Source organism: Pseudomonas sp. B21-028 (assembly GCF_024749045.1).
GTDB lineage: Bacteria > Pseudomonadota > Gammaproteobacteria > Pseudomonadales > Pseudomonadaceae > Aquipseudomonas.
Window position 1 is genome coordinate 3,316,906 of record NZ_CP087184.1, and the last position, 20,250, is coordinate 3,337,155.

A 20,250-nucleotide genomic window follows, 5' to 3' on the forward strand; every position below is an offset into this window, starting at 1 on the left:
CCTATAGCTTGTGGCTGCCCAGTGCCAGGTACCGCTCCGGCGCCCCTTTGCGCAGTCGGGCCGCCAGAAACACTCCGGCCAGCAACGCTGCGGGAATAATCGCGCAGAGGCCATAGGACAAGGCTTGGCTGGCGCCTGTCAGCACATCGAAATGCAGCACCGCAATGATCAGCACCGCCAACAGGATCAGGCAGGATAAAGCGGGAAAGATCCGCCCACGCCAGAGTCCTAGCTTCAGCTCGGGGTGGCTGCGGGAAAAGGCAAATACCGCGGCGGACGTGAGCGCCATCAACAAGATCACGCACAGCGTGGCCAGGTTGGACAGCCAGGCGAACAGTTGCAGGATCGGATCGGCATCCATGGCGGCGAAAATCAGCACCACCACCGCAGAAATCAAGCTCTGCAGGACAGAGCCCATATGGGGACTCTGGTGGACGCGATGGGTGGTCCCCAATCGGCGCGGCAACAGGCCGTCACGCCCGATGGCGTAGAAGTAACGGGCAGCGGCGTTGTGGAAGGCCAGCAACCCGGCATAGATACTGACCATGAACAGCACCCGGATAATCTGGGTCAGGTGCGGGCCGACAAAGTGATCGGACATGCCGTAGATGAAGGTCGTGGGGTCCTGCAGGGCCTGCAACATCGGAACGATCTTGTCCGCGCCCACGCCCACCACCATCGACCAGACCGACAGCGCGTAGAACCCGCCGATCAGCAAGACCGAGCAGTAGGTGGCAATCGGGATGGTCCGTTGCGGGTTCCTGGCCTCTTCGCCGTAGATGGTCGTGGCTTCGAAACCGATGAACGCGGCGAAGCAGAACAGCAAGCCGATGGACGGCGTGCCGCTGAACACGTGGCTGCGATTGAACGCGTCGAGATTGACGCCACTGTCGCCGCCCGTACTGAGGATGGCGAAATCCAGGGTCAGGATCGCCAGGTACTCGGCGATCACAATGACCGACAGCACCCGGGCCGAGAGATCGATCTTGCGATACCCCAGGATCGCGACGCTGGCCATTGCCATCAGCGAATAAGCCCACCAGGGCAGTTCCAGGCCAAACACGCTGGCCATGGTGCCGCTGACCACGCCTCCGAACATGCCATACAGCCCCACCTGGAGGATGTTGTAGGCAAACATCGCCAACACCCCTGCCGCGCCACCCGCCAGGCCACCCAGCCCACGGGAGGTAAATGCGTAGAAACCACCGGCATTGGTGACGTGCCGGGACATGGTGGTGTAGCCCACCGAGAACATCAGCAACACCAGCAAGGCCAGGATCAGCAACGCCGGTGTACCGGCGCCGTTACCCAGCATGATGCCAATGGGAAAGCCACCGGCGATGACACTCAACGGGCTCGCCGCCGACACCACGAAGAAAATGATGAAGCCGACACCCAGGGCACCACGCTTGAGCTCCGTGGAGCTGTTGACCGGGAGAGATACACTCATGTGCTTGACCTTATTGTATGAGGCAGTCGCTGTGGGATCGATGCAGTCGTCCGTACACCGGCACCGAATGGCTTATTGTTCTTGTTGCACGCCAGGTTCGATCCTATTCCTGCCTATCAACGTCCCAGTAACCCAAATCGGTCATCAGACGGTCCTTTCCACAAAAACTGTGGCGAGGGGATTTATCCCCGCTGGGCTGCGCAGCAGCCCCCTTAAGGCTGGTTATAGTTGGCTGATACTTCACAAAGCAGATTTTGGGGCTGCTTCGCAGCCCAGCGGGGATAAATCCCCTCGCCACAGGGGTTGCTTCGCGACTTGAATCCGCGCTCAGGCCAGGGCGCAATCGGGGATGGTTGCGCGCTTGGTATGGGATGGCAGCTCCGCGAACAGCTCCTGGTACTCCGCCGCGAAGTGGCTCAGGTGATAGAAGCCCCACTGGGCCGCGGCATCGCCAATCGAGAGATGCGACGCCTGGGTGGACATCAAGGTGCGGCGCACGCCGTTGAGCCTGACGGAGCGCAGGTAGTTCAGCGGCGTCGTCTCGGCCACCGCGCGGAAGCTGTTCTGCACGGTACGCCGACTCACCTGGAGTCGCTGGCACAACTGGTCCACGCTGGGCACGTTGTTCATTTCGGCGGTGGTCAGGCGGTGGCATTTCTCGACAATGAAGCTGCGGGTGGAGCTCGTGGTGCGTTGGTACTTGTCGCAGGCCGGATCGGTCATGAGCTGCAGCATCTCGCCGAGCATGGCCTGTTCCAATTCCTGTTCCCACACATTGTCGAACTCTTCGTTCGCCAGGGCCTGGGAGAATATAGCCAGCAAACGACGACGCGCCTGCGCGAAGTGTGGCGTGGAAACCCTGATCACCGGTTGACGCAGCAGCTGGCTGATTTCCTTTGCCGAAGCCGTTTGTGCCAGCGCCTGCTCGAACAATTCCCGTTCGAAGGTGATGGACAGCAGTTCCATGCCCATCGGCATATGGAACATGAACTCTTCGCCACCGTGAAGAAAGAACAGGCTGCTGTCATCCACCTCGCGCCCTTGCATCCGAACCGCGCCCGGGACGTTGATCGGCACCGCGAAGCACATTTTGCCCCGAGGGGCCACGCCGTGCTGCACGACACGTTGGTTGATCTGCTCGCGAAAGATGTGGCAATGCGCGGTGGTCAGCTGCATGAGCGTACTTTCGGCCGAACCGGCGGTGAGCTGGCTGTAGTCCTGGCTCCACTCCTGGACAGTAGCGGCATGGAGGTGGACGTCGCGAAAGTGGTTTATGTGGATATTTCTCATAATATGCGAAAGCCTCATAAATATTATTGTAGTTATCCTGCCTTCTTTACCGATATTCGCACATTAAAGGAATTTTGCAAAATTCCATAACGGAATATCCACCTGCCTCTTCAACGCAATTCATCCATGTGCCGATTCGGGCTACCGGCTGGAGGCTGACGCTGGAGATGATCGGCACACTACAACCGAGACCCAGAGAGATCGTCATGAGTGAAGCCAAACTTGAGTCCCTCCACTTCGCGGATGCCCCGCGAATTATTTCCAGCACCCTCCCCGGCCCCATGACCCGCGAGGCCCTGGCGTTGTCGGCGCGTACCGAGTCCATGGCACGCGGTGGCGGACGGATGCCGGTGGCCATGGACCGGGCGTTCGGCGCGACCTTCAAGGATCCGGATGGCAACACCTACATCGACCTGTCCGCTGGCGTGGGCGTCAGCAGCGTAGGCCGCTGCCATCCGAAAGTGGTGCAGGCCATTCGCGAACAGTCCGAAGTGTTGATGCACGCCCTGGAAGTCAACAGCACCCGACGCACCGAGCTGGCAGCCAAAATATCCGAGATTGCGCCCGATGGCTTGCGCGGCGACTGCACCACCTTTTTCACCCAAAGCGGCAGCGACGCGCTGGAGGCCGCCGTCAAGTTCGCCAAGCGCATCACCGGGCGGCACCAGATCATCGCCTTCCATGGAGGCTACCACGGCGTGTGGAACGCATCGGGCGCGCTGACGACAGGTACTGCCTACCGCAAGGGCTACGGCGCCATGATGGGCGGTGTCATTCACGCGCCCTACCCTTACGCCTACCGCTTCCCCTTCGACACCACCCACAAAAGCGCCGAGCAGATCGCCGGCGACTACGTGGACTATTTGCTGAATACCCCCTACACCGCCGCCGATGACGTGGCCGCCGTGATCGTCGAACCGGTGCAGGGCGAAGGCGGCTACGTGCCGCCCTCGCCTGAGTTCCTGCAACTCCTGCGCAAGGCCTGCGACCGCAGCGGTGCGCTGCTGATCGTCGACGAAGTGCAGTCCGGCGCCGGACGTACCGGCAAGATGTGGGCGGTCGAGCACTCGGGCGTCAAGCCGGACATGCTCACCTTCGGCAAGGGCATCGGCAGCGACCTGCCCATGGCGGGCCTGATCATGCGTTCGGACCTGGCTGCCGCGATCCCTGACGGCTCGGTACCCAATACCTTCGCCGCCAACTCGTTGTCCGCCGCCGTGGCCCTGACCAACATCAGCATCCTGCAGGATCCGGAGCTCGACCTGCTCAACCGCGCACACACCCTGGGGCTGGAAGCACAGGAGCGTATCCGTGGTTTCAAGAGCCCGTTCGTGGGTGAGGTGCGCGGTCGCGGCCTGATGATCGGCATCGAACTGGTCGAAGACCCGGCCACCAAGGCACCGCTGGAAGGCGCCAAGATCGGCCAACTCATGGGCTACCTGTTGAACCACGGCGTGCTGATGATCCCCTGCGGTCGCTACAGCAACGTGATGCGTGTCATGCCCTCGCTGACGATCTCACGCTCGCTGTTCTTCAAGGCGCTGGACATCTTCGGCGACGCCCTGGCCTCCCTCAAGGCATGAGGCGGGTCTACTCGCCCACTGCCCATCATTCATGGATCCAAAAATGACTCAGCACCTGAATCACTTCATCGAAGGCGGCTCCTTCGAGGCCTCCGACGGCCGTCGAACGAACCTTATCAACCCCGTGACGGAACAGATCTACGGCAGCGCCGCGCGCGGCACGGCCGAGGATGTAAGCCGTGCCGTGGCGGCCGCCCGCAAGCAGCTTGAAGGTGGCGCCTGGAGTCAGCTCGACGGCGCCCAGCGCGGCCGGCTGCTGCTGAAACTGGCGGACCTGGTGGAACGCGACACCGACCTGCTCGCCGACATGGACGCCGACGCCATCGGGCGCTCGCCGATCGAGCCGCGTCGCCTGGACATCCCCAACGTGCTCGCCAACCTGCGCGCCGCCGCTGGCTGGGCCAATCAGCTCGAAGGTCGCACCATCCCTTCCGGCGGTTACTTTGGCACCAAGACCCTTTCGTACACGGTACGTGAACCGGTAGGCGTGGTCGGGGCTATCGTGCCTTGGAATTCACCGCTGATGATCACCGTGTGGAAACTCGCCGCGTTGCTGGCGGCAGGCTGCACCGTGGTGATCAAGCCGTCGGAAGAAACGCCACAATCCGCCCTGCACCTGGCGGCCCTGGCCCAGGAAGCGGGTTTCCCTGACGGTGTGATCAACGTGGTCACCGGTTACGGTGAGGAAGTCGGCCGCGCCCTGTGCGAACACCCGGATGTCGCCAAGATCAGTTTCACCGGCAGCCCCGAGGCCGGACGCGAGATCCAGCGCACCGCCGGCGTGCTGTTCAAGCGCGTGGCCCTGGAGCTGGGCGGCAAGAGCCCGCAGATTGTCTTCGACGACGCCCCCTTCGACGATGCGCTGTTTGGTTGTACCCTCGGCCTGTTCGCCAACCAGGGCCAGGTCTGTGCCGCCGGTTCGCGCATTCTGGTCCAGCGCAGCCTCGCAGAGCGCTTCGCCGCCGCGCTTGCCAACGCCGCGTGTGCCGTCAAGGTAGGCGACCCTCGGCAGCCCGATGTGCAGATGGGGCCGGTGGCCAAGAAAGCGCAGTTCGATCGGGTCAACCGTTACATCCAACTGGGCATCGATCAAGGCGCGACGCTGCTGGCCGGCGGTGTATCGCACCCTGAGCAGGGCTGGTTCGTGCGGCCGACGATCTTCGCCAACGCCCGCAATGACATGGCGATCGCCCGGGACGAGATTTTCGGCCCGGTCGGCACGGTGATCGCCTTCGACACTGAAGAAGAAGCTGTCGCACTGGCCAACGATTCCAGCTACGGCCTTGCGGCCACGGTGTGGACGAACAACCTGGTGCGTGCCCATCGCGTCGCCGCCGCGGTGAAGGCCGGCGCCGTGGGCGTGAACTGCTGGAGCCCGCTGGATGCCAACCTGCCCTGGGGCGGCGTCAAGGACAGCGGTATTGGCCGTGAAGGAGGGTTCAGCGGCGCACTGGCCTATACCGAGGAGAAGGTCATCACCGTACTACTACCTGCCTGAGAACAATAGTGCACTGAGCGAACCACCCTCCAAACCCTGCGAGGCGCCGAGGGTGGTGGTTCAAAGTGCATTCCCGATGTCTTTGATGATTGATGAGGCGACTGCGATGAACACCACAAATCAAGAGATAATTGATCGGTATCCAACGTCCCTGCTGCTGTTGCACTGGGTGCGTGCCTTGCTCGTAGCCGGTCTCCTCTGGGCAGGCTGGCACATGACCGGGATGAATGATGAAGTGGCAAGCAAGTACGAGCTCTATTACCCCTGGCACAAATCCTTCGGGGTGTTGACGTTCCTGGTGGTGCTGGTCCAGATCGCCCTGCGCTACATGACACCCAGGTTGCCGAAGCCGCTGCACACGCTGACCGGGCCTGAGCAGGTGATGTCAAACCTGGTGCAACGGGTCATGTATGGGCTTCTGGTGATCGTGCCGTTGATGGGTTACTCCATGTCGAGCACGTACACGATGAGCGACGGGGTGTTCTTCTTCGGGGTCAACCTCCCGGAGCTGCTCCCGAAAAATGACGATTGGTTCGTCGTGTTCCAATGGCTGCACAAAGTACTCGCCTATACCCTGCTCGTCCTGATCCTGCTGCATATCGCCGGCGCCCTCAAGCATCGGTTCCTCGACCGGGATCCGCAAAAAGACGTACTGCGTCGCATGCTGTAATTGAATGAAGCGTGGGCGCAAACGCCCACGCTTCATTGCTCGGTGTGGAGGCAGCCGTCAAAAGTCCTCCGGCAACGCCACGGCCTTTACCCGTACCGCATCCTCCGGCAACAGATACCCCTCCTTGATCGCCTGTTGTTTCGCATTGTCGAAACGACTCGCATAGTTTGCATAGCTGCCATAGAGCGCCTTCAACTGCCGCGCAGAGTACGGCACCTTGGTGTCGAAAGCCGAACCGCAACCAGTCTCCTGGTCGGTCAGGTAGGTGGCACTGGGCACCTTGATCCACGGCGGACGCACACCTCCCAGCAGATTACCGGTCTGCGGATCGCGGGCAACCGACGCTCCCTCGCGACGCACCCGCGCAGCCTTGGGCATCGGAGTGCCTTCGCGCACCCAGCGATCCATCCCGTCCAAAATGGCGGACACGACCGTCTCCACCGGTTCGTCATAGAGGGTCTGGCATTGCGGATCGTTGCGTTTGTCGCCGTCAGCCGGATGCGGCTCCGCTCCGTCCGTGCCCTGGTCGGCCAGGCGCAGGTGCGGCATGCCGGTGATTTCGTAGTAACGCAGCTTCGGATGATCCGTATCGGCCGGCAGAGCGATCGCCTGACGGGCATCGTGCACCACCTCGGTCTGACTGTAGACCGTCACGAAAGGCGCATCCTCGGGCATCTGTCGCGGAACTCTCAGTACCTCGCCGCCCAGGTCACCATAAACAACGTGCCCCGTCATGTAGGCGTCTATCAAGGGGCGCCCGTCGGGCATGCGCCACTGCTGATGACGGCCCTGATCGAGATAATCGAGCCAGAGCTGCCCGTTGATTGCCCAGGTATTGACGTAGATGCGCTTGACGTCGAGCCCCGGTGCGGGGCCCTGTTCAAGGTTGGACTTGAGCAGCAAGGCGAGCTGCGCGGCAATGCCCAGGGACTGCGGCGGATACTGATCGGGGCCGTTGCCGCGCCGGAACCGGTCACTGTCGTAGTAGCTGCCAAGTGGGGCGTAGCGCTTGTAGTCGTAGTGCCGCATGAAGTCCAGGTTCAGGTTGCGAGGCTCAGGATCCCAATCCAGGGTCTTGGGATCGTTCGCCGGCCTGTTGACGCTGAGGGTGTAGCCGACGAAGGCATACCCCCTGCGCATCAGGTAGTCGCGGCTGAGAATCCAGCCCGCGCCACGTTCGCCCATCCAACTGAACGGCTCCATCACCACCGTGCCGTTGAACCGTCCAGGGTCCCTTGGTTTGCGAATGAGCAAGCGCGTCACGTAGGGAGCGTCGAACAACTGCTCGCCAGCCGCGGTAATCGCTGGCGCGAGCCCCACCATGTAGTACTCCTCCTCGACGTAGCCGAACCTATCGAGGTCAACATATTCGGTGCCGTGCCTCAACGCGGACCCGAGGGGCAGCCGGCCGCTGGGAGGCACCGGCGCGATTTGCGGCATGGCGGGCGTTTGCGCCGCGACGGTCCCGACCGTCGTCAGCGCAAGGAAAACCGCCAGGGACAATGAGGTCAGCGGTAACTCACCCATGCGCGTCACTTCCAGGCACCGATGGTTTTACCGCCAGGCAACCGCAGCGCCTGGAGGGCCCCGCCCGTCTTCCTGTCGTCCTTCATCGGTGCGAGCTGCAGATCGATCTTGTCGCCCGGCTGCAGGGTGTTGGCCATCCAGCCCTGACGCATCAGGATGTTCGGGCCACCGGCCTCGATGGCCCAGGTCTGGGTCTTGTCGCCGGTCTGCACATCGACGAACAACCAGACATGAGGGTTCTTGTACTGCACCTCGCTCACCGTACCGTTGATTTCCACCAGCTTAGTCATGTCGAAGGCCGAGTAGGAGTGGTGAGCAAAAGCAGCGGGCGCCTGCAGGCCCAGGAACGCCAGGCAAAACAGCATAGGGTTGAGATTCACTTTGCATCTCCTTGATGGTTGTCGGCCCGGTTCGGGTTGCGTCGTTCGGGAATGGTGGTGATTTCCGCCCCTGTCGCGGGGTCTATCGATTCGTTATTGCTGTCTTCGCAGACGAACTCCATGAACTCGACGCCCTTGGGCGCACGGCGGAAAGTCAGCGGTGACCAACGCCATGGCTTGACCAGGGCATCCGGGTCTTCGACCATGCCGTCCACTTGGAGCAGGCCTTCGTCGTTGATGAAGATCCGCTCCCTGATGACCATGCGCGGGCCATGACCGAGCGCATCCTCGGCATGTCCATACTCGCCCAAGGTGGTCTCCTGGCGGATGTGGGTGGTTTCGACCACCAACACCTTGCCTTCCCAGCGTGCGGTCGAGTGACCTTCGAATGTCGGCGGCGCGGCCTCGGGATCCGGATGGGCACGTCCATCGAGGTAGATGCGGCGGGTCTCGCGCAGAAATTCCTGCGCCCAGTTGAGCTGCGTCGGGGTCTGCATGATCTCGACGGCGTAGGGCCCGACCATATTTGTCGGCATGCCCAATACCTTGCACGAAGTCTTGAACTCGCTGCCGACCGCGGCGAGGGCTTCAGTCCGCTTCTTGAAGCTTTCGAGGTAGACGCCCTTCAGTTCCGGCAGGCTGCCGAACGGAGGGCCGATATTGGTATCCGGGTTGTCGGCACCGGTGCTGTTGACGAGCGGGTCCACGGAGCTTCCCACCGGCATCCACAGCCCGCTGAGATCGGGCACCTTCGGTGCAGGCGTTGCAGCGATGGCGAACAACGGGCAAGCGGATGCAGCCAGGGCGGCCAGCAGTGCAATGCCAGCGCGGGAAAGAATGATCGTTTTCATGTGTATATCCTGACGTTTCAGAAAGTGACCCAGGCAATGAACTGGAAGTAGGTGTTGGTCGATGCGCTGCCACTCTGCAGGCCACCGTTTCCAAGCCATTTGTCCGGCTTGTAGAAACCAATGAGCGGCGACAGTGTGAGGTTGTCCGTCACCATCCAGTCCAGGAACAGATCGACCTCGCGAGCGCTGTAGTCCCGCTCCTGTCGATCGGAGAGCTGGTGGAAGTCGAAGACCATCGCGTTGAGGGTCAACCTGTCGGTCGGTTTGACGGACAGCAGCACGTCGTGGGTCTGCATGTTCGAGGTGACCGAGCCGGCGTAATTCACCGCCACCTCACCTTGATAACGTTTGCGATAGCCGCCCTGGAACAGGAAGTCCCAGCCTTCTGAATAGCGCGCATAGCGGTAGCTCACCGCCGGCTGCCACTTGACGTCGGCGAAGGTGTAGCCGGCGTCGAAGAACATCGCCCGCTGCGACCCCGAACGCTTTTCCTGACGGGCCACTTCGAAGGCGAAATCGGCGTTCTCGATGCCGGCGTTGCCCTGGCCACGAATGCTGTAGATGTCCATGCCCTTGCGCTCAAGCCGGTCAGCGAAGGCATAGCGCTTTTCGACGTCCAGGCCGTGCACGTAAGTCGAGCCGATGGAGCCGATGGGCGTGGTGTAGTCGATGGTGGCGGCGGCCACTTCAGTCTTGGACTGTCCGGGGTTATCCGACTTCAACCACAGCAGGCTGCCGTGAAGCCCCTCGGTGCCGCCCAGCTTCAAGACAGCGGTATTGCCGAACGCCAACCGCGGACCAAGGTAGTAGGCACCGCCGCGATTGAACCGGCCATCCGCAACGCCCTCGATGGGGTTGAAGGCCTTGCCGGGGGCGAAACCATCATCGGTAATCAGGAACCCGTCCACCGTGACGAGCTGGCGGCCGAAAGAGAAATCAACGCCATCCTGGCCCAACGCCGGAATCAGATCGCCTGACTTCCAGCCCAGGTAGGCGTCTTCCACGGCGGTTCTTCGTTCGGTGCCGTCGGTGAGCGCTCCCGCGTCCCCATCGCCCCATGATCCGGTACTGATCATGCTTAAACCGCCATACACCGAGCCGGCAGTGATCTTGTCCGTCGTGCCGCTCAGGCCATATTTGGCGAAGCCTTCCTGCCAGCGCATCCTGCCGGGCTCCTTCTCCGGGTCTGCGATGTAATTCTTCTGGCTGCCGAACCAGCCAAAGCCGGCCCACAGATCGGCGTTCAGCACGGTGGTGCCATCGCCTTCGTTATAGAGCTCGTAGCCATGGGCCTGTGGCTCGAACGTACAGAGTGCAACCAGTGAAAGCATGGGGGCGTAGAGGGGGGTGCGCATGACGTCTCTCCTGTTTTTATATTTATGAGGCGAGCCGGGAGTGTTTCGGCTTGGGGTGCGCAAGCGGTAACCCAAATCAGCAAGTGCCACGCTTCGCTCGTCCTCAACGTCAGCCACGTTGTTGGGTAGAAACAGCTTTCGAGCTTCGAGAGGTTGCCGTTTTGGGTTACGCCCTCGATCTGTGCCGCCCTTATGCTGGCCCCATAAGAACGCATAAGAACGAGGCCCCGTCATGACCCCCACGCCACCCTTTCCGTCATTCCGTCAGGGGCTACGCCTGCTGACCATCGTCGCCTGCGGTGTGCTTCCCGCCATCGCCACAGCCCACCATTCGTTCGCGATTTTCGACCAGACCAAGACGATCACGGTCAAGGGTGTCGTCGAGCGCTTCGCCTGGACCAACCCTCACATCGCGATCTACCTCGATACGCCCGGTCCGCCACCGCAGAAAATCAAGATCGAGACCGGCAGCGTCAACGCATTGAGCCGCACGGGCTGGACGGCGGACTCGATCAAGGCCGGCGAGAGCGCCGAGATCACCTACAAGCCGCTGAAAAACGGTGATCCCGGTGGGTTGCTGGTGGAAATCAAGATCGGTGACGTCGTGCTCACGGGCGGCGGATGAGTCCGCTCGCGCCCCTGCTTCATGGGTACTCGATGGCACAAACCAACAGGGTGGAGACGCTTGAATGAAACCGACACGAACCTTGAATCCGGCAATGATTTTCCTGGGCATCGCCCTTGTGACATTCGCCGGAACGAGCATGGCGACAACGCCCAAGCAAGGCGCAGCCAGGGCTCCCGACATCAGCGGCACCTGGGAAAGAACCCCGGACGACTGGTTCGGTGAGAACCCGGACGATCCGGTGCATCCGGGCGGACCAATGGACCTGAAGGAGCCTTACGCCAGTGAGTACGCCGAGCTGAAGAAGAAGGAAGCCGCGGCAAACGAAGCCGGCACGCCGCTGGCCACCACCAGTGCCAGATGCCTGCCGGAAGGCATGCCGGTGCTGATGGCGGCGCTCTTCCCGATCCAGATCATCTACGACGATAAGCAAGTGGTGGTCTTGGGCGAGTATCTCCAGCAGGTGCGCCGGATTCTTCTGAACGAAGCGATGCCGCCGAAGGAGAAGCTGGACCCGACCTATCAAGGCCATTCGCGCGGCCACTGGGAAGGCGACACCCTCGTCGTGGAAACCTTGGGCGTGCGCACCGACGACGTGGCGTTCTACGGCGTTCCCCACAGCAAGGACATGAAGATCACCGAACGTTTGCGGCTGACCGCGCCGAATCACTTGGAGGACCAGGTGCTGATCGAGGATCCGCAGGTGCTCAACACGCCTTATCGCTTCACGTTCGAATACAAGCGGTCCGACTACCGCATCCAAGAGTACGTCTGTGAAAACAACCAGATCGTGATCGACAGCGAGGGCAAGACGAGCCTGCGCCGTGACTGACACCACCTCCCCTTCGACAACCCTTTGGAGTCACCGGATGGAACGACTGATGCCCTTCGACATCCTGCGACCAACGTTGCAGGGCGCCCTTGTGTCGCTGCTCCTGCTGTCGAGCGCGTTCGCGGAGGTGCCCCGGATGCCCACGGTGGTGCCGGTGCCGCCTTCAGGCAAGTCACCGCTCTCGTCGGCCAACGCCCGGGGTACCGAATACAGCGACCTCGACCGGTATGGCTACGTCGAGGAGGAGTTTTACCTGCAAGGCGTGGCGCCGGCCATTACCGCTGCGGGTAAAAGCCTCTTCGAGGCGCCCTACACCACGCGCATTCTGGTCCGTAGACCGGCGGACCCGGCGCGCTTCAATGGCACGGTAGTGATCGAGCCCTTCAGTTGGTTCGGCGAGCGCGGCGCCGGCTGGATCCTGACCCGCGATTACCTGTTGCGTCGCGGCTATGCCTACGTCGGCTACACGCTGAACATCAACAAGCCGCAGGTGGATCCCAAGTTCATCTCGGAAACCCCGGCCGACGAGGCCGAGCAGATCGCCCAGTACGGACGGATCGTCAATTTCGAATTCATGCGCCGCTTCGACTACGCGCGCTATGCGCCATTGGGCAGCTATTACGATCCGGAACGCTTCACCCGTGGCAACGGGCCTGATCCGTTCGTGCCACAGTCCCAGGGCATCGGGGCACAGCTGGCGTTGCTGCTGAAAACCCATTCGGCGCAAAGCCCGCTGGCGAACCTCGACGTACGCCGGGTCTACGTCAACAGCTGGGCCGTGACGGCGCAAGTCTGGATGGACTACCTCGACCAGGGCCGGCACCAGCAATGGCGCATGCCCGACGCGACGCCGCTGATCGACGGCTATATGACCGGCCGCATGGCCTATGGCGAGGTTGGCGGCGATGTTATTCGCGTGCCGCGGCAGATGCCTGCGGGCGTGCCGTTCGTGACCGTCTACAGCCAGTCCGAACTGATGCACGACGTGCTCGAAGGCATCGACCTGCCGCCCGACACCGACAGCCCGCAACTGCGTTATTACGAAGTGACCGGCATGCCGCACCTGCGCCTGGCCGACCTCGGCACGGAGCATACCGAACACGTCGCGGCGGACATTGGCAAGGGCGACGACCCACAGTGCCGGACGCTGTACGACGAGCCGGCAGAATTGGTGGTCTCGGCACTGCTCGATGGCATGGACCGATGGGTGCGCGAGGGCAAGCCGATGCCCAAGGCCCCCCGCGTGCTGCGCGAGGGCAAGACCGTCGTGCGCGACCCCGCTACCGGCAACCTGCAAGGAGGCGTGCGTCCGCCATGGATCCAGGTACCCGGCGCGACCTACCTCACTGACCAGGAAACCCACTGCGGCCTGATCTACGACACCAAGGTGCCCTACGCCAAGGACCGGCTCGGGCAGCGCTATGGCAGCTTCAGCAACTACGAACGGCAGTTCGAAGACGCCAAGGCTCTTTCGATCAAGGAAGGTTATCTCCTCCCCGAAGATGCGCCGGGCCTGCGTCCGATCGCCAACCCCCAAGACTTCTAACCCACAGTGGGAGAAAGCACATGTCATCAGCACCGATCATTGACTGGCTCTACGCCACACCGGTGAGCACCGCCATCAGGGACATGCTCTGGGTCGTGCCCACGGTCCAGTCCATTCATATCGTGGCCATTGCGGTGATCTTCGGCTCCGCCGTCATCTCCGACCTTCGGCTGGCCGGTGTGTTCGCCACCGACGAGCCCGTGCGCGGCGTTGTCCGTCGCTATTACCCGTGGATGCGCAATGCGCTCATTGTCCTGCTCCTGACGGGGTTGGTCATGACCATCGGCGAGCCGGACCGGGTCCTCGTCAACTCGACGTTCTGGCTGAAGATGGCCTTGGTGGTCAGTGCGTTCACCCTGGCCTGGTGGGTCCGGCGGCCCTTGCTGCGCCCTGCCGATCCGGCACGCAGCGAAGGCGTGGACAGCTTCGTCAAGACGCTGGCCTGGCTGTCGATCGCCTTGTGGTGCGTCGTGATCTTCTGCGGCCGCTGGATCGCCTACACGATCTAGTGACTTTCAATCAAAGCGCTCAGGTACTCGCCATGGATATTCAATCAAACCTGCAAGCCCTCGAGGCCACCCCTATCGCCTCCCTGATCAGGGAGTCGGGCTTCGCTTTTCCAACCCTGGAATCGGTACACGTGGTCGGCATCGCTCTCGTGTTCGGGACCATCGCCGTGGTGGACTTGCGACTGCTGGGCATTGCCTCCCATCGCCGCAGCGCGCTACGGCTGATCCAGGAATTACTGCCGTACACCTGGGTCGCCTTCGCGGCATGCGTGATCACCGGCCTGCTCATGTTCATCTCCAACGCCTCCACCTATGCCCAGAACCCGCTTTTCTGGGGAAAGATGGGGCTGTTGCTGTTGGCGGGCCTCAACATGGGGATTTTCCACCTGGGGGTCTTTCGGCGGATCGGTGAATGGGACGCGACGCTGCCGCCTCCTGGCCGTGCCCGTGTCGCCGGCTTTGGTTCGATGGTGCTGTGGGCAGGCGTGATCTTTCTTGGCCGCTGGATCGCGTTTTTCTGATGGCTCGCCTACTGCCACGTTGGCGTCGGCCCGCCACAGGCCTGCCCGGCGACGACTCAAGCCACGCAATCAACGTGGTACGCCCGGTGTCCGGTCGGTGGGAGTCCCTGGCGATGCTGCTTGCGACCCTGGCGGTCATCGCCGGCGTGGCCGGTTATGTGCTGTTGCGCGCCCAGGCAATCGGCCCGCCCACCGCATTGAGCTGGCAGGTGCGTTCCTTCGATGGCCTGGGTGCGGTCGATCAGGCCATTCATAGCGCGCTGTTACCTGCCGGCGAAGAGATCATCTGGTTCAACAACGATACCGGCGGCTGGATCACCCTGGAGCATGCCCAGGAACTGGTGCTGCCGCCGTTCTACCGCGACGCATTCTGGAAGACCAACGGCCAGGTGCACTGGCAATTGATTCTGCCTGGCACCCACCAACCCCACGCCCGCTCCGGCGACCAGCACGTTGACGATGCGCCCCCCGCAGACAAGAGCGCCAGCGAAGTCTCGCAAGCCACCCTGGGCCAAGGCGCCACGGTCTACTACGGCTCCGGCGGCAGCGTGCCGGGCCAGAGCGCCTACCTGCTGGTGATCGGGCACGCCCATGCCGGGGTCATGTGGGCCAACCAGGCGACGATCTGGGTCCACCGGGACCCGAACGCCCCCTACCCCGGCATCGTCAAGCCCGAATCGCTGGTCAGCAAAGGTTGGCGCCAGGTCATCCCCTATGACGGTACCCGCGAAGTCGAACGCGTAAAAGGAACCCAGCCATGACCGCCTCTGCAAGACACCGCACACCGCTGCGCCGCTGGATCGCGCTGCTGATGCTGATACCCGCCCTCCTGCTCCTCGGCCAGGCACACGCCGAGGGCAAGAAGCTCAAGGTCGGCGTCACCCTGCATCCCTACTACAGCTTCGTGGCAAACATCGTCGGCGATCGGGCGGAGGTCGTTGCGCTCATTCCGGCGGAGGCGAACCCGCACAACTACCAGCCGCAACCCGCCGACATCACCCGCGCGATGAGCCTCGATGCCCTGGTCGTCAACGGCATCGGCCACGATCAATGGGCCTTCCAGATCGTCAAGGCCGCCGGACGCGGCGAGAACCTGCCGATCATCCAGGCCAATGCCACGGTTGCCCTCATTCCCATCGGCGGCGACCAGGGCGGTGCCAAGGTGGTCAACCCGCATACCTTCGTCTCCACCACCGCGGCGATACAACAGGTGTTCGAGATCGCCCGCCGCTTGGGCGAACTGGACCCGGACAACGCGGCGATCTATCGACACAACGCCCTGGCGTACGCCGGGCGTATCCGTGCGCTGCGGGCACGCTTCATGACGCGCTTTGCCAACCTCGACTTGTCTTCGTTCCGGTGCGCCAGCACACACGCCGGCTACGACTACCTGATGCAGGAGTTCGGCCTGTTCGTGAGTGCCGTCATCGAGCCGCGTCACGGCGTTGCGCCGACTGCGCGGCAGCTGGCCAATACCATCGACGCGATCAAGAAAGCCAACGTGCGTGTGTTGTTTGCCGAGAAGTACTTTTCCATCGACCTGGCCAAACCTATCGAGGCGGCGACCGGCGTCAGGGTCTTCGCCCTGTCCCATATCACCGGCAGCAGCTACAGCGCCGACGAATTCGAGGTGGCGATGAGCGAGAACCTCGAAACCCTGGCCGAAGCCGTTGAGTTCACACAACAACAATGAAGGAGGAACCAGCGATGCGCGGACCCGCCGTGGTGTTCGATAACGTTTCACTGCAACTGGGCGGTACGCGAGTGCTCGACGCCGTGAGCTTCCGGATCGAGGCCGGCGCCCTCCATTGCCTGGTCGGTCCGAACGGCGGTGGCAAGACCTCCCTGGTGCGCGCACTGCTGGGACAAATGCCGCACTCGGGGGCCATCCGCTTTGAAGGCGGGCTCACCAAACCGTTGGGGTATGTCCCGCAGTTGCTGGATTTCGACCGCAACGTGCCGATGACCGTCAACGATGTCATGGCCCTGCTCGGTCAACGCCGACCGGCGTTCCTGGGTTCGGCCCGCTCCACCCGGGCGGCCACTGCCGGAGCCCTGGAGCGTACCGGCGTCGCCGGAATGGGCGACAAGCCCTTTGGCAGCCTGTCCGGTGGCGAACGCCAGCGTGTGCTGCTGGCCCAGGCGATCACCCCGGTGCCGTGGCTGCTGATCCTCGACGAACCGACCGCCGGCATCGACGAAGCGGGCATTCTGCTGGTGGAAGCGCTGGTGGCCGAGCTGCACAAGAGCGGCGTCACCATCCTCTGGATCAACCATGACCTGGGCCAAGTCAGGCGCATTGCGCAATCGGTCACCGGCATCAACCAGCGGGTGATATTCGATGGCCCGCCCCATCAGGTCGCCCAGCATCTGGAGAGCAGCCGATGAACACCTTCTACACGTTCATCCGCGACCAACTCCAGGCGCTCGCCGCGAGTCACCTGCTGCCGCAGCCGTTCGAATACGAGTTCGTGATCAATGCGCTGCTCTGCGCGCTACTTATCGGGCCGTTGCTGGGTGTGTTGGGTTCCATGGTGATGATCAAGCGCATGGCCTTCTTCAGCCAGGCGGTGGGCAATGCAGCGATGACCGGCGTGGCCATTGGCGTGCTGATCGGTGAATCCTACACCTCCCCCTACCTGTCGATGTTCGGCTTCTGCGTGTTGTTCGCCCTGACGCTGAAGTACACCCAGCACCGCACCACCCTGTCCAACGACACGCTGATCGGCGTGTTCCTGTCGATCTCGCTGGCGGTCGGCGCCTCGTTGCTGTTGTTCGTGTCGGCGAAAATCAACACCCATGTGATGGAAAGCGTGTTGTTCGGCTCCATCCTGGCGGTGGACCACACCGACATGAACGTGCTGCTGGTCGTGACGGCGACCTGTGCCCTGGTCGGGTTGCCGCTGTACAACAGCATTCTACTGGCCAGCCTCAATCCGAGCCTGGCGCATGCCCGCGGCGTGCCGGTGCGTGTCGTCGAATACCTGTTCGTCGTGCTGGTTACTCTGGTGACGGTCGCGTGCCTGAAGATCATCGGCGCCGTGCTGGTCGAAGCCCTTTTGCTGATACCGGCGGCCGCCGCGCGCAATGTCAGTCGTTCTCTCCCGGGGCTGGTCACCCTTGCCATCCTGATTGCAACGTTTGCCTGCGTGGTTGGCATCCTGGCACCGATGCAATACCAGATCCCCGTGCCCACCGGCGGCGCCATCGTGATCGTCGCCGCCCTGGTGTTCGTCGCGACCGCCGTCATCCGCGCCTCCACGTCCCGATTCAGGGGTGCCAGCGTATGAAGCGGCTCAGCCTGTCACGTCGATCCTGGCTTGGGGTGCTGGCACTGCTGCTGGGCAGCCAGCTCAATGCCCTCGCCGGCCCTCGGGTGCTGGTCGCGCTGCCGGGTGTGCATGCGCTCACCGCGGCGCTCAGCGAGGGTACGAGCATCGAGGTGGTGCGTATTCCACCAGACGCTGCCGTGCCCATGGAAAGCCAGGCCAATGCGCTGTCGCGCCTGGACGCCAAGGTGTTCCAGCAAGCCGACGCGGTGGTCACCCTGAGCAGCCTCTGGCATGCAGATCCACTGTTTGCGGCGGCCCGTCGCCACAACCTGCGGATTATCGAGATCGATGCCTCGCGCTCCTGGGACCCGATCAAACCCGGCGTGGCGGTGGTCCGTGCGCCAGCGAACGACGTGCCCTGGGTCGGCCCGCGTGATGTCGGTGTCGGCCCGTCGCCCTATGCCTGGCTCGGTCCCATCAACGCCATGCGCATGTCAGCGCTGATCACCGCCGACCTGGTGCGCCTGGCCCCCGCCGATGCGCCTCGGATCACCCGCAACCTCGCCGCGCTGGAGGGCCGATTGCGCCAGCTCAAGGCGGCATACGGTGCCCGGCTGATGGAGCTGCCGGATCCGCGGGTGCTGTCGCTGGCCAACGAATTCATCTACCTGTTCGGCGAGTTCGACATCTTTGTCGATGGCTGGTTTGTCCGGCAGGACGTCGACTGGAGCGACGCCGACCGTGCCGCGCTGACCCGATACCTGCGCGAGCGTGACATCCACGTGGTCGTCCACAAATGGGCACCGGACGCCAGGATCGCCAAGGCCATCGAAGACGGCGGCGCTCGGTTGCTGATACTGGACGCGGGCAACCCGGGCCTGTTCGCCGACGCGGCCAACGGGTACGAGGCGCTCCTGCGCTCGAACCTGGATGCACTGCTGGCGGCCTTCACCGGGGCCGGCAACGACAACAAGCACGGCGACGAGCGTTCGCCTCCCCAATGATCAAGCCGACCGTGGAGACCTTATGAAACTGCCCTGTTCAGTGCTTCGGCTATCGATGGCCGCTGCCGTTCTGTTCTGTCAGGCGGCCTTCGCCCATGCGCCCGTTTTCGACTGTTACATCGACAGCGACGACTGGGTGAAGTGCGAGGCGGGATTCACCGACGGCAGCACGGCCGCCGGCCGGAAAATCCATGTCCGGGACATGAGCGACAAGGTGCTACTAGAAGGCACCGTAGGCCAGGACAACACCTACCGGTTCCAACCTCCGAGCGGAAGCTACTCGGTGCTGTTCCTCGGCGGCGACGGCCATGACGTCACGATCCAGTCCTCCGACATTTCAAAGTGAAACCGACCATGACGAATAAGAAAACACTGCTCCAGACCCTTGCTGCTGCTTCCATCTGCATGACCGGCGTTGCACAGGCGCATTTCCAGATGCTCTATGTCGAGGAAGCGGCATTGCAGCGCGGGGAACAACTGGAGTTCGCGGTCGTCTTCACCCACCCCTTCGCCGGCGGCCCCACCATGGCCATGGGTGAGCCGCGCATTTTCAGCCACACCAGTTCGCTGGGCGGGGAGAAAGCCGACCTGCTCAAGTACCTGCGCCCCATCGAATGGCACACCCGCGATAACCGCGCGGCCGCCTACCGCGCGACGATTCCACGGGAGCTGATGCGTTCGATGGGCGACCATGTCTTCGTGCTCGAACCCGAGCCCTACCTGGAAGCCGAGGAAGACCTGTACATCCAGCAGTTCACCAAGCTGATCGTCAACGTCGGCGGCGTGCCCGGCCAATGGGCAGAGCCCCAGGGCTTGTCGGTGGAGATCCAGCCCTTGAGCAAGCCTTATGCGAACTGGACGGGCGGCGTGTTCCGCGCCCGAGTGCTGGCCGATGGCAAGCCCGTCCCGCAAGCCAGGGTCGAAATCGAATACCTCAACCACGCCATCGACTTCGAGAACAACGCCTTTGGCCAACAAGCCTATGTCACCGCCCCGCAACCGTCCTTCAACGTGCTGAGCACCTACGCCGATGCCGAAGGTGTCGTGACCATCGGCCTGCCCCGCGCCGGCTGGTGGGGCATCGCGGCACTCGACATCGGCGCAACGAAAACCCACAAGGGTAAACCCCTGTCCCAGGACGCCGTGTTGTGGGTGCAGGCCAGGGACATGAAATGACGACAGCCGGTTTCATGGCATCGATCTTAGTTCGACCGGAAAAAAGTCGCCCCTGACGGCTGAAGGCTTCTCACGTCCCTGTAATCCCGGGCAAAGAGCGGGCAGGAATTCATCGCGAAAGGGCTGGGAGCTGACACAATGCCCCAGGTCTTCCTGCCCTA

21 protein-coding genes are annotated in these 20,250 nt (G+C 62.7%); 15 read left to right on the plus strand and 6 right to left on the minus strand.

Going from position 1 to position 20,250, the window contains the following annotated elements:
• Window position 1: 1 nt before the first annotated feature.
• Window positions 2–1,450, minus strand: coding sequence for an APC family permease (locus tag LOY35_RS14415; protein ID WP_258623802.1), 1,449 nt, complete (start codon window positions 1,448–1,450; stop codon window positions 2–4).
• Between the two features lie 327 nt (window positions 1,451–1,777).
• On the minus strand, window positions 1,778–2,740 hold the full coding sequence (locus tag LOY35_RS14420; RefSeq protein WP_258623804.1) for a helix-turn-helix domain-containing protein: 963 nt from the start codon (window positions 2,738–2,740) through the stop codon (window positions 1,778–1,780).
• Between the two features lie 206 nt (window positions 2,741–2,946).
• Here LOY35_RS14420 and LOY35_RS14425 point away from each other — a divergent pair, with 206 nt between their 5' ends.
• The 3 genes from LOY35_RS14425 (at window position 2,947) to LOY35_RS14435 (ending at window position 6,491) form a co-directional block, all read left to right on the plus strand.
• Window positions 2,947–4,323 (plus strand): aspartate aminotransferase family protein, encoded by a 1,377-nt coding sequence (locus LOY35_RS14425; protein ID WP_258623808.1) that lies wholly within the window; start codon window positions 2,947–2,949, stop codon window positions 4,321–4,323.
• 43 nt (window positions 4,324–4,366) lie between these two features.
• Window positions 4,367–5,821: an aldehyde dehydrogenase gene (locus LOY35_RS14430; protein ID WP_258623817.1), complete on the plus strand. Its 1,455-nt coding sequence runs from the start codon at window positions 4,367–4,369 to the stop codon at window positions 5,819–5,821.
• Window positions 5,822–5,927: 106 nt separating this feature from the next.
• Window positions 5,928–6,491 (plus strand): cytochrome b, encoded by a 564-nt coding sequence (locus LOY35_RS14435; RefSeq protein ID WP_258623822.1) that lies wholly within the window; start codon window positions 5,928–5,930, stop codon window positions 6,489–6,491.
• Between the two features lie 57 nt (window positions 6,492–6,548).
• On the opposite strand, the gene LOY35_RS14440 is transcribed toward LOY35_RS14435, so the two are convergent.
• The 4 genes from LOY35_RS14440 to LOY35_RS14455 are packed head-to-tail and all read right to left on the minus strand — an operon-like array spanning window position 6,549 to window position 10,604.
• Entirely contained in the window at window positions 6,549–8,018 is a 1,470-nt protein-coding gene (locus tag LOY35_RS14440; protein WP_258623824.1) for an alpha/beta hydrolase domain-containing protein, read from the minus strand.
• A gap of 5 nt (window positions 8,019–8,023) precedes the next feature.
• Window positions 8,024–8,398: a DUF6152 family protein gene (locus tag LOY35_RS14445; protein ID WP_258623828.1), complete on the minus strand. Its 375-nt coding sequence runs from the start codon at window positions 8,396–8,398 to the stop codon at window positions 8,024–8,026.
• Complete coding sequence (locus LOY35_RS14450; protein WP_258623829.1) at window positions 8,395–9,249, minus strand: hypothetical protein; 855 nt, start codon at window positions 9,247–9,249, stop codon at window positions 8,395–8,397. The genes LOY35_RS14445 and LOY35_RS14450 overlap by 4 nt, the downstream gene beginning before the upstream one ends.
• Window positions 9,250–9,266: 17 nt before the next feature.
• A complete protein-coding gene (locus LOY35_RS14455; protein ID WP_258623830.1) occupies window positions 9,267–10,604 on the minus strand; it encodes an alginate export family protein in 1,338 nt (445 codons plus the stop codon).
• Window positions 10,605–10,836: 232 nt separating this feature from the next.
• Between LOY35_RS14455 and LOY35_RS14460 the strand changes: the two genes are divergently transcribed.
• The 12 genes from LOY35_RS14460 to LOY35_RS14515 all read left to right on the plus strand — a co-directional run bounded on the left by LOY35_RS14460 (window position 10,837) and on the right by LOY35_RS14515 (window position 20,089).
• On the plus strand, window positions 10,837–11,229 hold the full coding sequence (locus LOY35_RS14460; RefSeq protein WP_258623831.1) for a DUF6152 family protein: 393 nt from the start codon (window positions 10,837–10,839) through the stop codon (window positions 11,227–11,229).
• A 64-nt stretch (window positions 11,230–11,293) separates the two neighbouring features.
• Entirely contained in the window at window positions 11,294–12,061 is a 768-nt protein-coding gene (locus tag LOY35_RS14465) for a hypothetical protein (RefSeq protein ID WP_258623836.1), read from the plus strand.
• A gap of 37 nt (window positions 12,062–12,098) precedes the next feature.
• Window positions 12,099–13,607, plus strand: a complete 1,509-nt coding sequence (locus LOY35_RS14470; protein WP_258623839.1) for an alpha/beta hydrolase domain-containing protein — start codon at window positions 12,099–12,101, stop codon at window positions 13,605–13,607.
• A 20-nt stretch (window positions 13,608–13,627) separates the two neighbouring features.
• Window positions 13,628–14,116, plus strand: a complete 489-nt coding sequence (locus LOY35_RS14475) for a DUF6644 family protein (RefSeq protein WP_258623842.1) — start codon at window positions 13,628–13,630, stop codon at window positions 14,114–14,116.
• 32 nt (window positions 14,117–14,148) lie between these two features.
• Entirely contained in the window at window positions 14,149–14,637 is a 489-nt protein-coding gene (locus LOY35_RS14480) for a DUF2214 family protein (protein WP_258623844.1), read from the plus strand.
• Entirely contained in the window at window positions 14,637–15,398 is a 762-nt protein-coding gene (locus LOY35_RS14485) for a DUF6162 family protein (RefSeq protein WP_258623856.1), read from the plus strand. The genes LOY35_RS14480 and LOY35_RS14485 overlap by 1 nt, the downstream gene beginning before the upstream one ends.
• Window positions 15,395–16,330 (plus strand): metal ABC transporter solute-binding protein, Zn/Mn family, encoded by a 936-nt coding sequence (locus tag LOY35_RS14490; protein WP_258623858.1) that lies wholly within the window; start codon window positions 15,395–15,397, stop codon window positions 16,328–16,330. Before LOY35_RS14485 ends, LOY35_RS14490 begins: the two co-directional genes overlap by 4 nt.
• 14 nt (window positions 16,331–16,344) lie before the next feature.
• Window positions 16,345–17,025, plus strand: coding sequence for a metal ABC transporter ATP-binding protein (locus tag LOY35_RS14495; protein WP_258623861.1), 681 nt, complete (start codon window positions 16,345–16,347; stop codon window positions 17,023–17,025).
• Window positions 17,022–17,927 (plus strand): metal ABC transporter permease, encoded by a 906-nt coding sequence (locus LOY35_RS14500; RefSeq protein ID WP_258623864.1) that lies wholly within the window; start codon window positions 17,022–17,024, stop codon window positions 17,925–17,927. Before LOY35_RS14495 ends, LOY35_RS14500 begins: the two co-directional genes overlap by 4 nt.
• The gene (locus LOY35_RS14505; RefSeq protein ID WP_258623867.1) at window positions 17,924–18,913 is read left to right on the plus strand and encodes a metal ABC transporter substrate-binding protein; all 990 of its coding nucleotides are present in this window, start codon (window positions 17,924–17,926) and stop codon (window positions 18,911–18,913) included. Before LOY35_RS14500 ends, LOY35_RS14505 begins: the two co-directional genes overlap by 4 nt.
• 22 nt (window positions 18,914–18,935) lie before the next feature.
• On the plus strand, window positions 18,936–19,259 hold the full coding sequence (locus LOY35_RS14510; RefSeq protein ID WP_258623869.1) for a hypothetical protein: 324 nt from the start codon (window positions 18,936–18,938) through the stop codon (window positions 19,257–19,259).
• Between the two features lie 8 nt (window positions 19,260–19,267).
• Complete coding sequence (locus LOY35_RS14515; protein WP_258623872.1) at window positions 19,268–20,089, plus strand: DUF4198 domain-containing protein; 822 nt, start codon at window positions 19,268–19,270, stop codon at window positions 20,087–20,089.
• Window positions 20,090–20,250: the final 161 nt, after the last annotated feature.

What these genes read in the sequence shown, in the direction of transcription:
- LOY35_RS14515 (WP_258623872.1), top strand. Translation starts at nt 19,268, where the DNA reads ATGACGAATAAGAAAACACTGCTCCAGACCCTTGCTGCTGCTTCCATC.
- LOY35_RS14455 (WP_258623830.1), bottom strand. Translation starts at nt 10,604, where the DNA reads ATGCGCACCCCCCTCTACGCCCCCATGCTTTCACTGGTTGCACTCTGT.
- LOY35_RS14425 (WP_258623808.1), top strand. Translation starts at nt 2,947, where the DNA reads ATGAGTGAAGCCAAACTTGAGTCCCTCCACTTCGCGGATGCCCCGCGA.
- LOY35_RS14430 (WP_258623817.1), top strand. Translation starts at nt 4,367, where the DNA reads ATGACTCAGCACCTGAATCACTTCATCGAAGGCGGCTCCTTCGAGGCC.
- LOY35_RS14500 (WP_258623864.1), top strand. Translation starts at nt 17,022, where the DNA reads ATGAACACCTTCTACACGTTCATCCGCGACCAACTCCAGGCGCTCGCC.
- LOY35_RS14460 (WP_258623831.1), top strand. Translation starts at nt 10,837, where the DNA reads ATGACCCCCACGCCACCCTTTCCGTCATTCCGTCAGGGGCTACGCCTG.
- LOY35_RS14485 (WP_258623856.1), top strand. Translation starts at nt 14,637, where the DNA reads ATGGCTCGCCTACTGCCACGTTGGCGTCGGCCCGCCACAGGCCTGCCC.
- LOY35_RS14505 (WP_258623867.1), top strand. Translation starts at nt 17,924, where the DNA reads ATGAAGCGGCTCAGCCTGTCACGTCGATCCTGGCTTGGGGTGCTGGCA.
- LOY35_RS14480 (WP_258623844.1), top strand. Translation starts at nt 14,149, where the DNA reads ATGGATATTCAATCAAACCTGCAAGCCCTCGAGGCCACCCCTATCGCC.
- LOY35_RS14495 (WP_258623861.1), top strand. Translation starts at nt 16,345, where the DNA reads ATGCGCGGACCCGCCGTGGTGTTCGATAACGTTTCACTGCAACTGGGC.
- LOY35_RS14475 (WP_258623842.1), top strand. Translation starts at nt 13,628, where the DNA reads ATGTCATCAGCACCGATCATTGACTGGCTCTACGCCACACCGGTGAGC.
- LOY35_RS14470 (WP_258623839.1), top strand. Translation starts at nt 12,099, where the DNA reads ATGGAACGACTGATGCCCTTCGACATCCTGCGACCAACGTTGCAGGGC.
- LOY35_RS14465 (WP_258623836.1), top strand. Translation starts at nt 11,294, where the DNA reads ATGAAACCGACACGAACCTTGAATCCGGCAATGATTTTCCTGGGCATC.
- LOY35_RS14420 (WP_258623804.1), bottom strand. Translation starts at nt 2,740, where the DNA reads ATGAGAAATATCCACATAAACCACTTTCGCGACGTCCACCTCCATGCC.
- LOY35_RS14490 (WP_258623858.1), top strand. Translation starts at nt 15,395, where the DNA reads ATGACCGCCTCTGCAAGACACCGCACACCGCTGCGCCGCTGGATCGCG.
- LOY35_RS14510 (WP_258623869.1), top strand. Translation starts at nt 18,936, where the DNA reads ATGAAACTGCCCTGTTCAGTGCTTCGGCTATCGATGGCCGCTGCCGTT.
- LOY35_RS14450 (WP_258623829.1), bottom strand. Translation starts at nt 9,249, where the DNA reads ATGAAAACGATCATTCTTTCCCGCGCTGGCATTGCACTGCTGGCCGCC.
- LOY35_RS14435 (WP_258623822.1), top strand. Translation starts at nt 5,928, where the DNA reads ATGAACACCACAAATCAAGAGATAATTGATCGGTATCCAACGTCCCTG.
- LOY35_RS14440 (WP_258623824.1), bottom strand. Translation starts at nt 8,018, where the DNA reads ATGGGTGAGTTACCGCTGACCTCATTGTCCCTGGCGGTTTTCCTTGCG.
- LOY35_RS14415 (WP_258623802.1), bottom strand. Translation starts at nt 1,450, where the DNA reads ATGAGTGTATCTCTCCCGGTCAACAGCTCCACGGAGCTCAAGCGTGGT.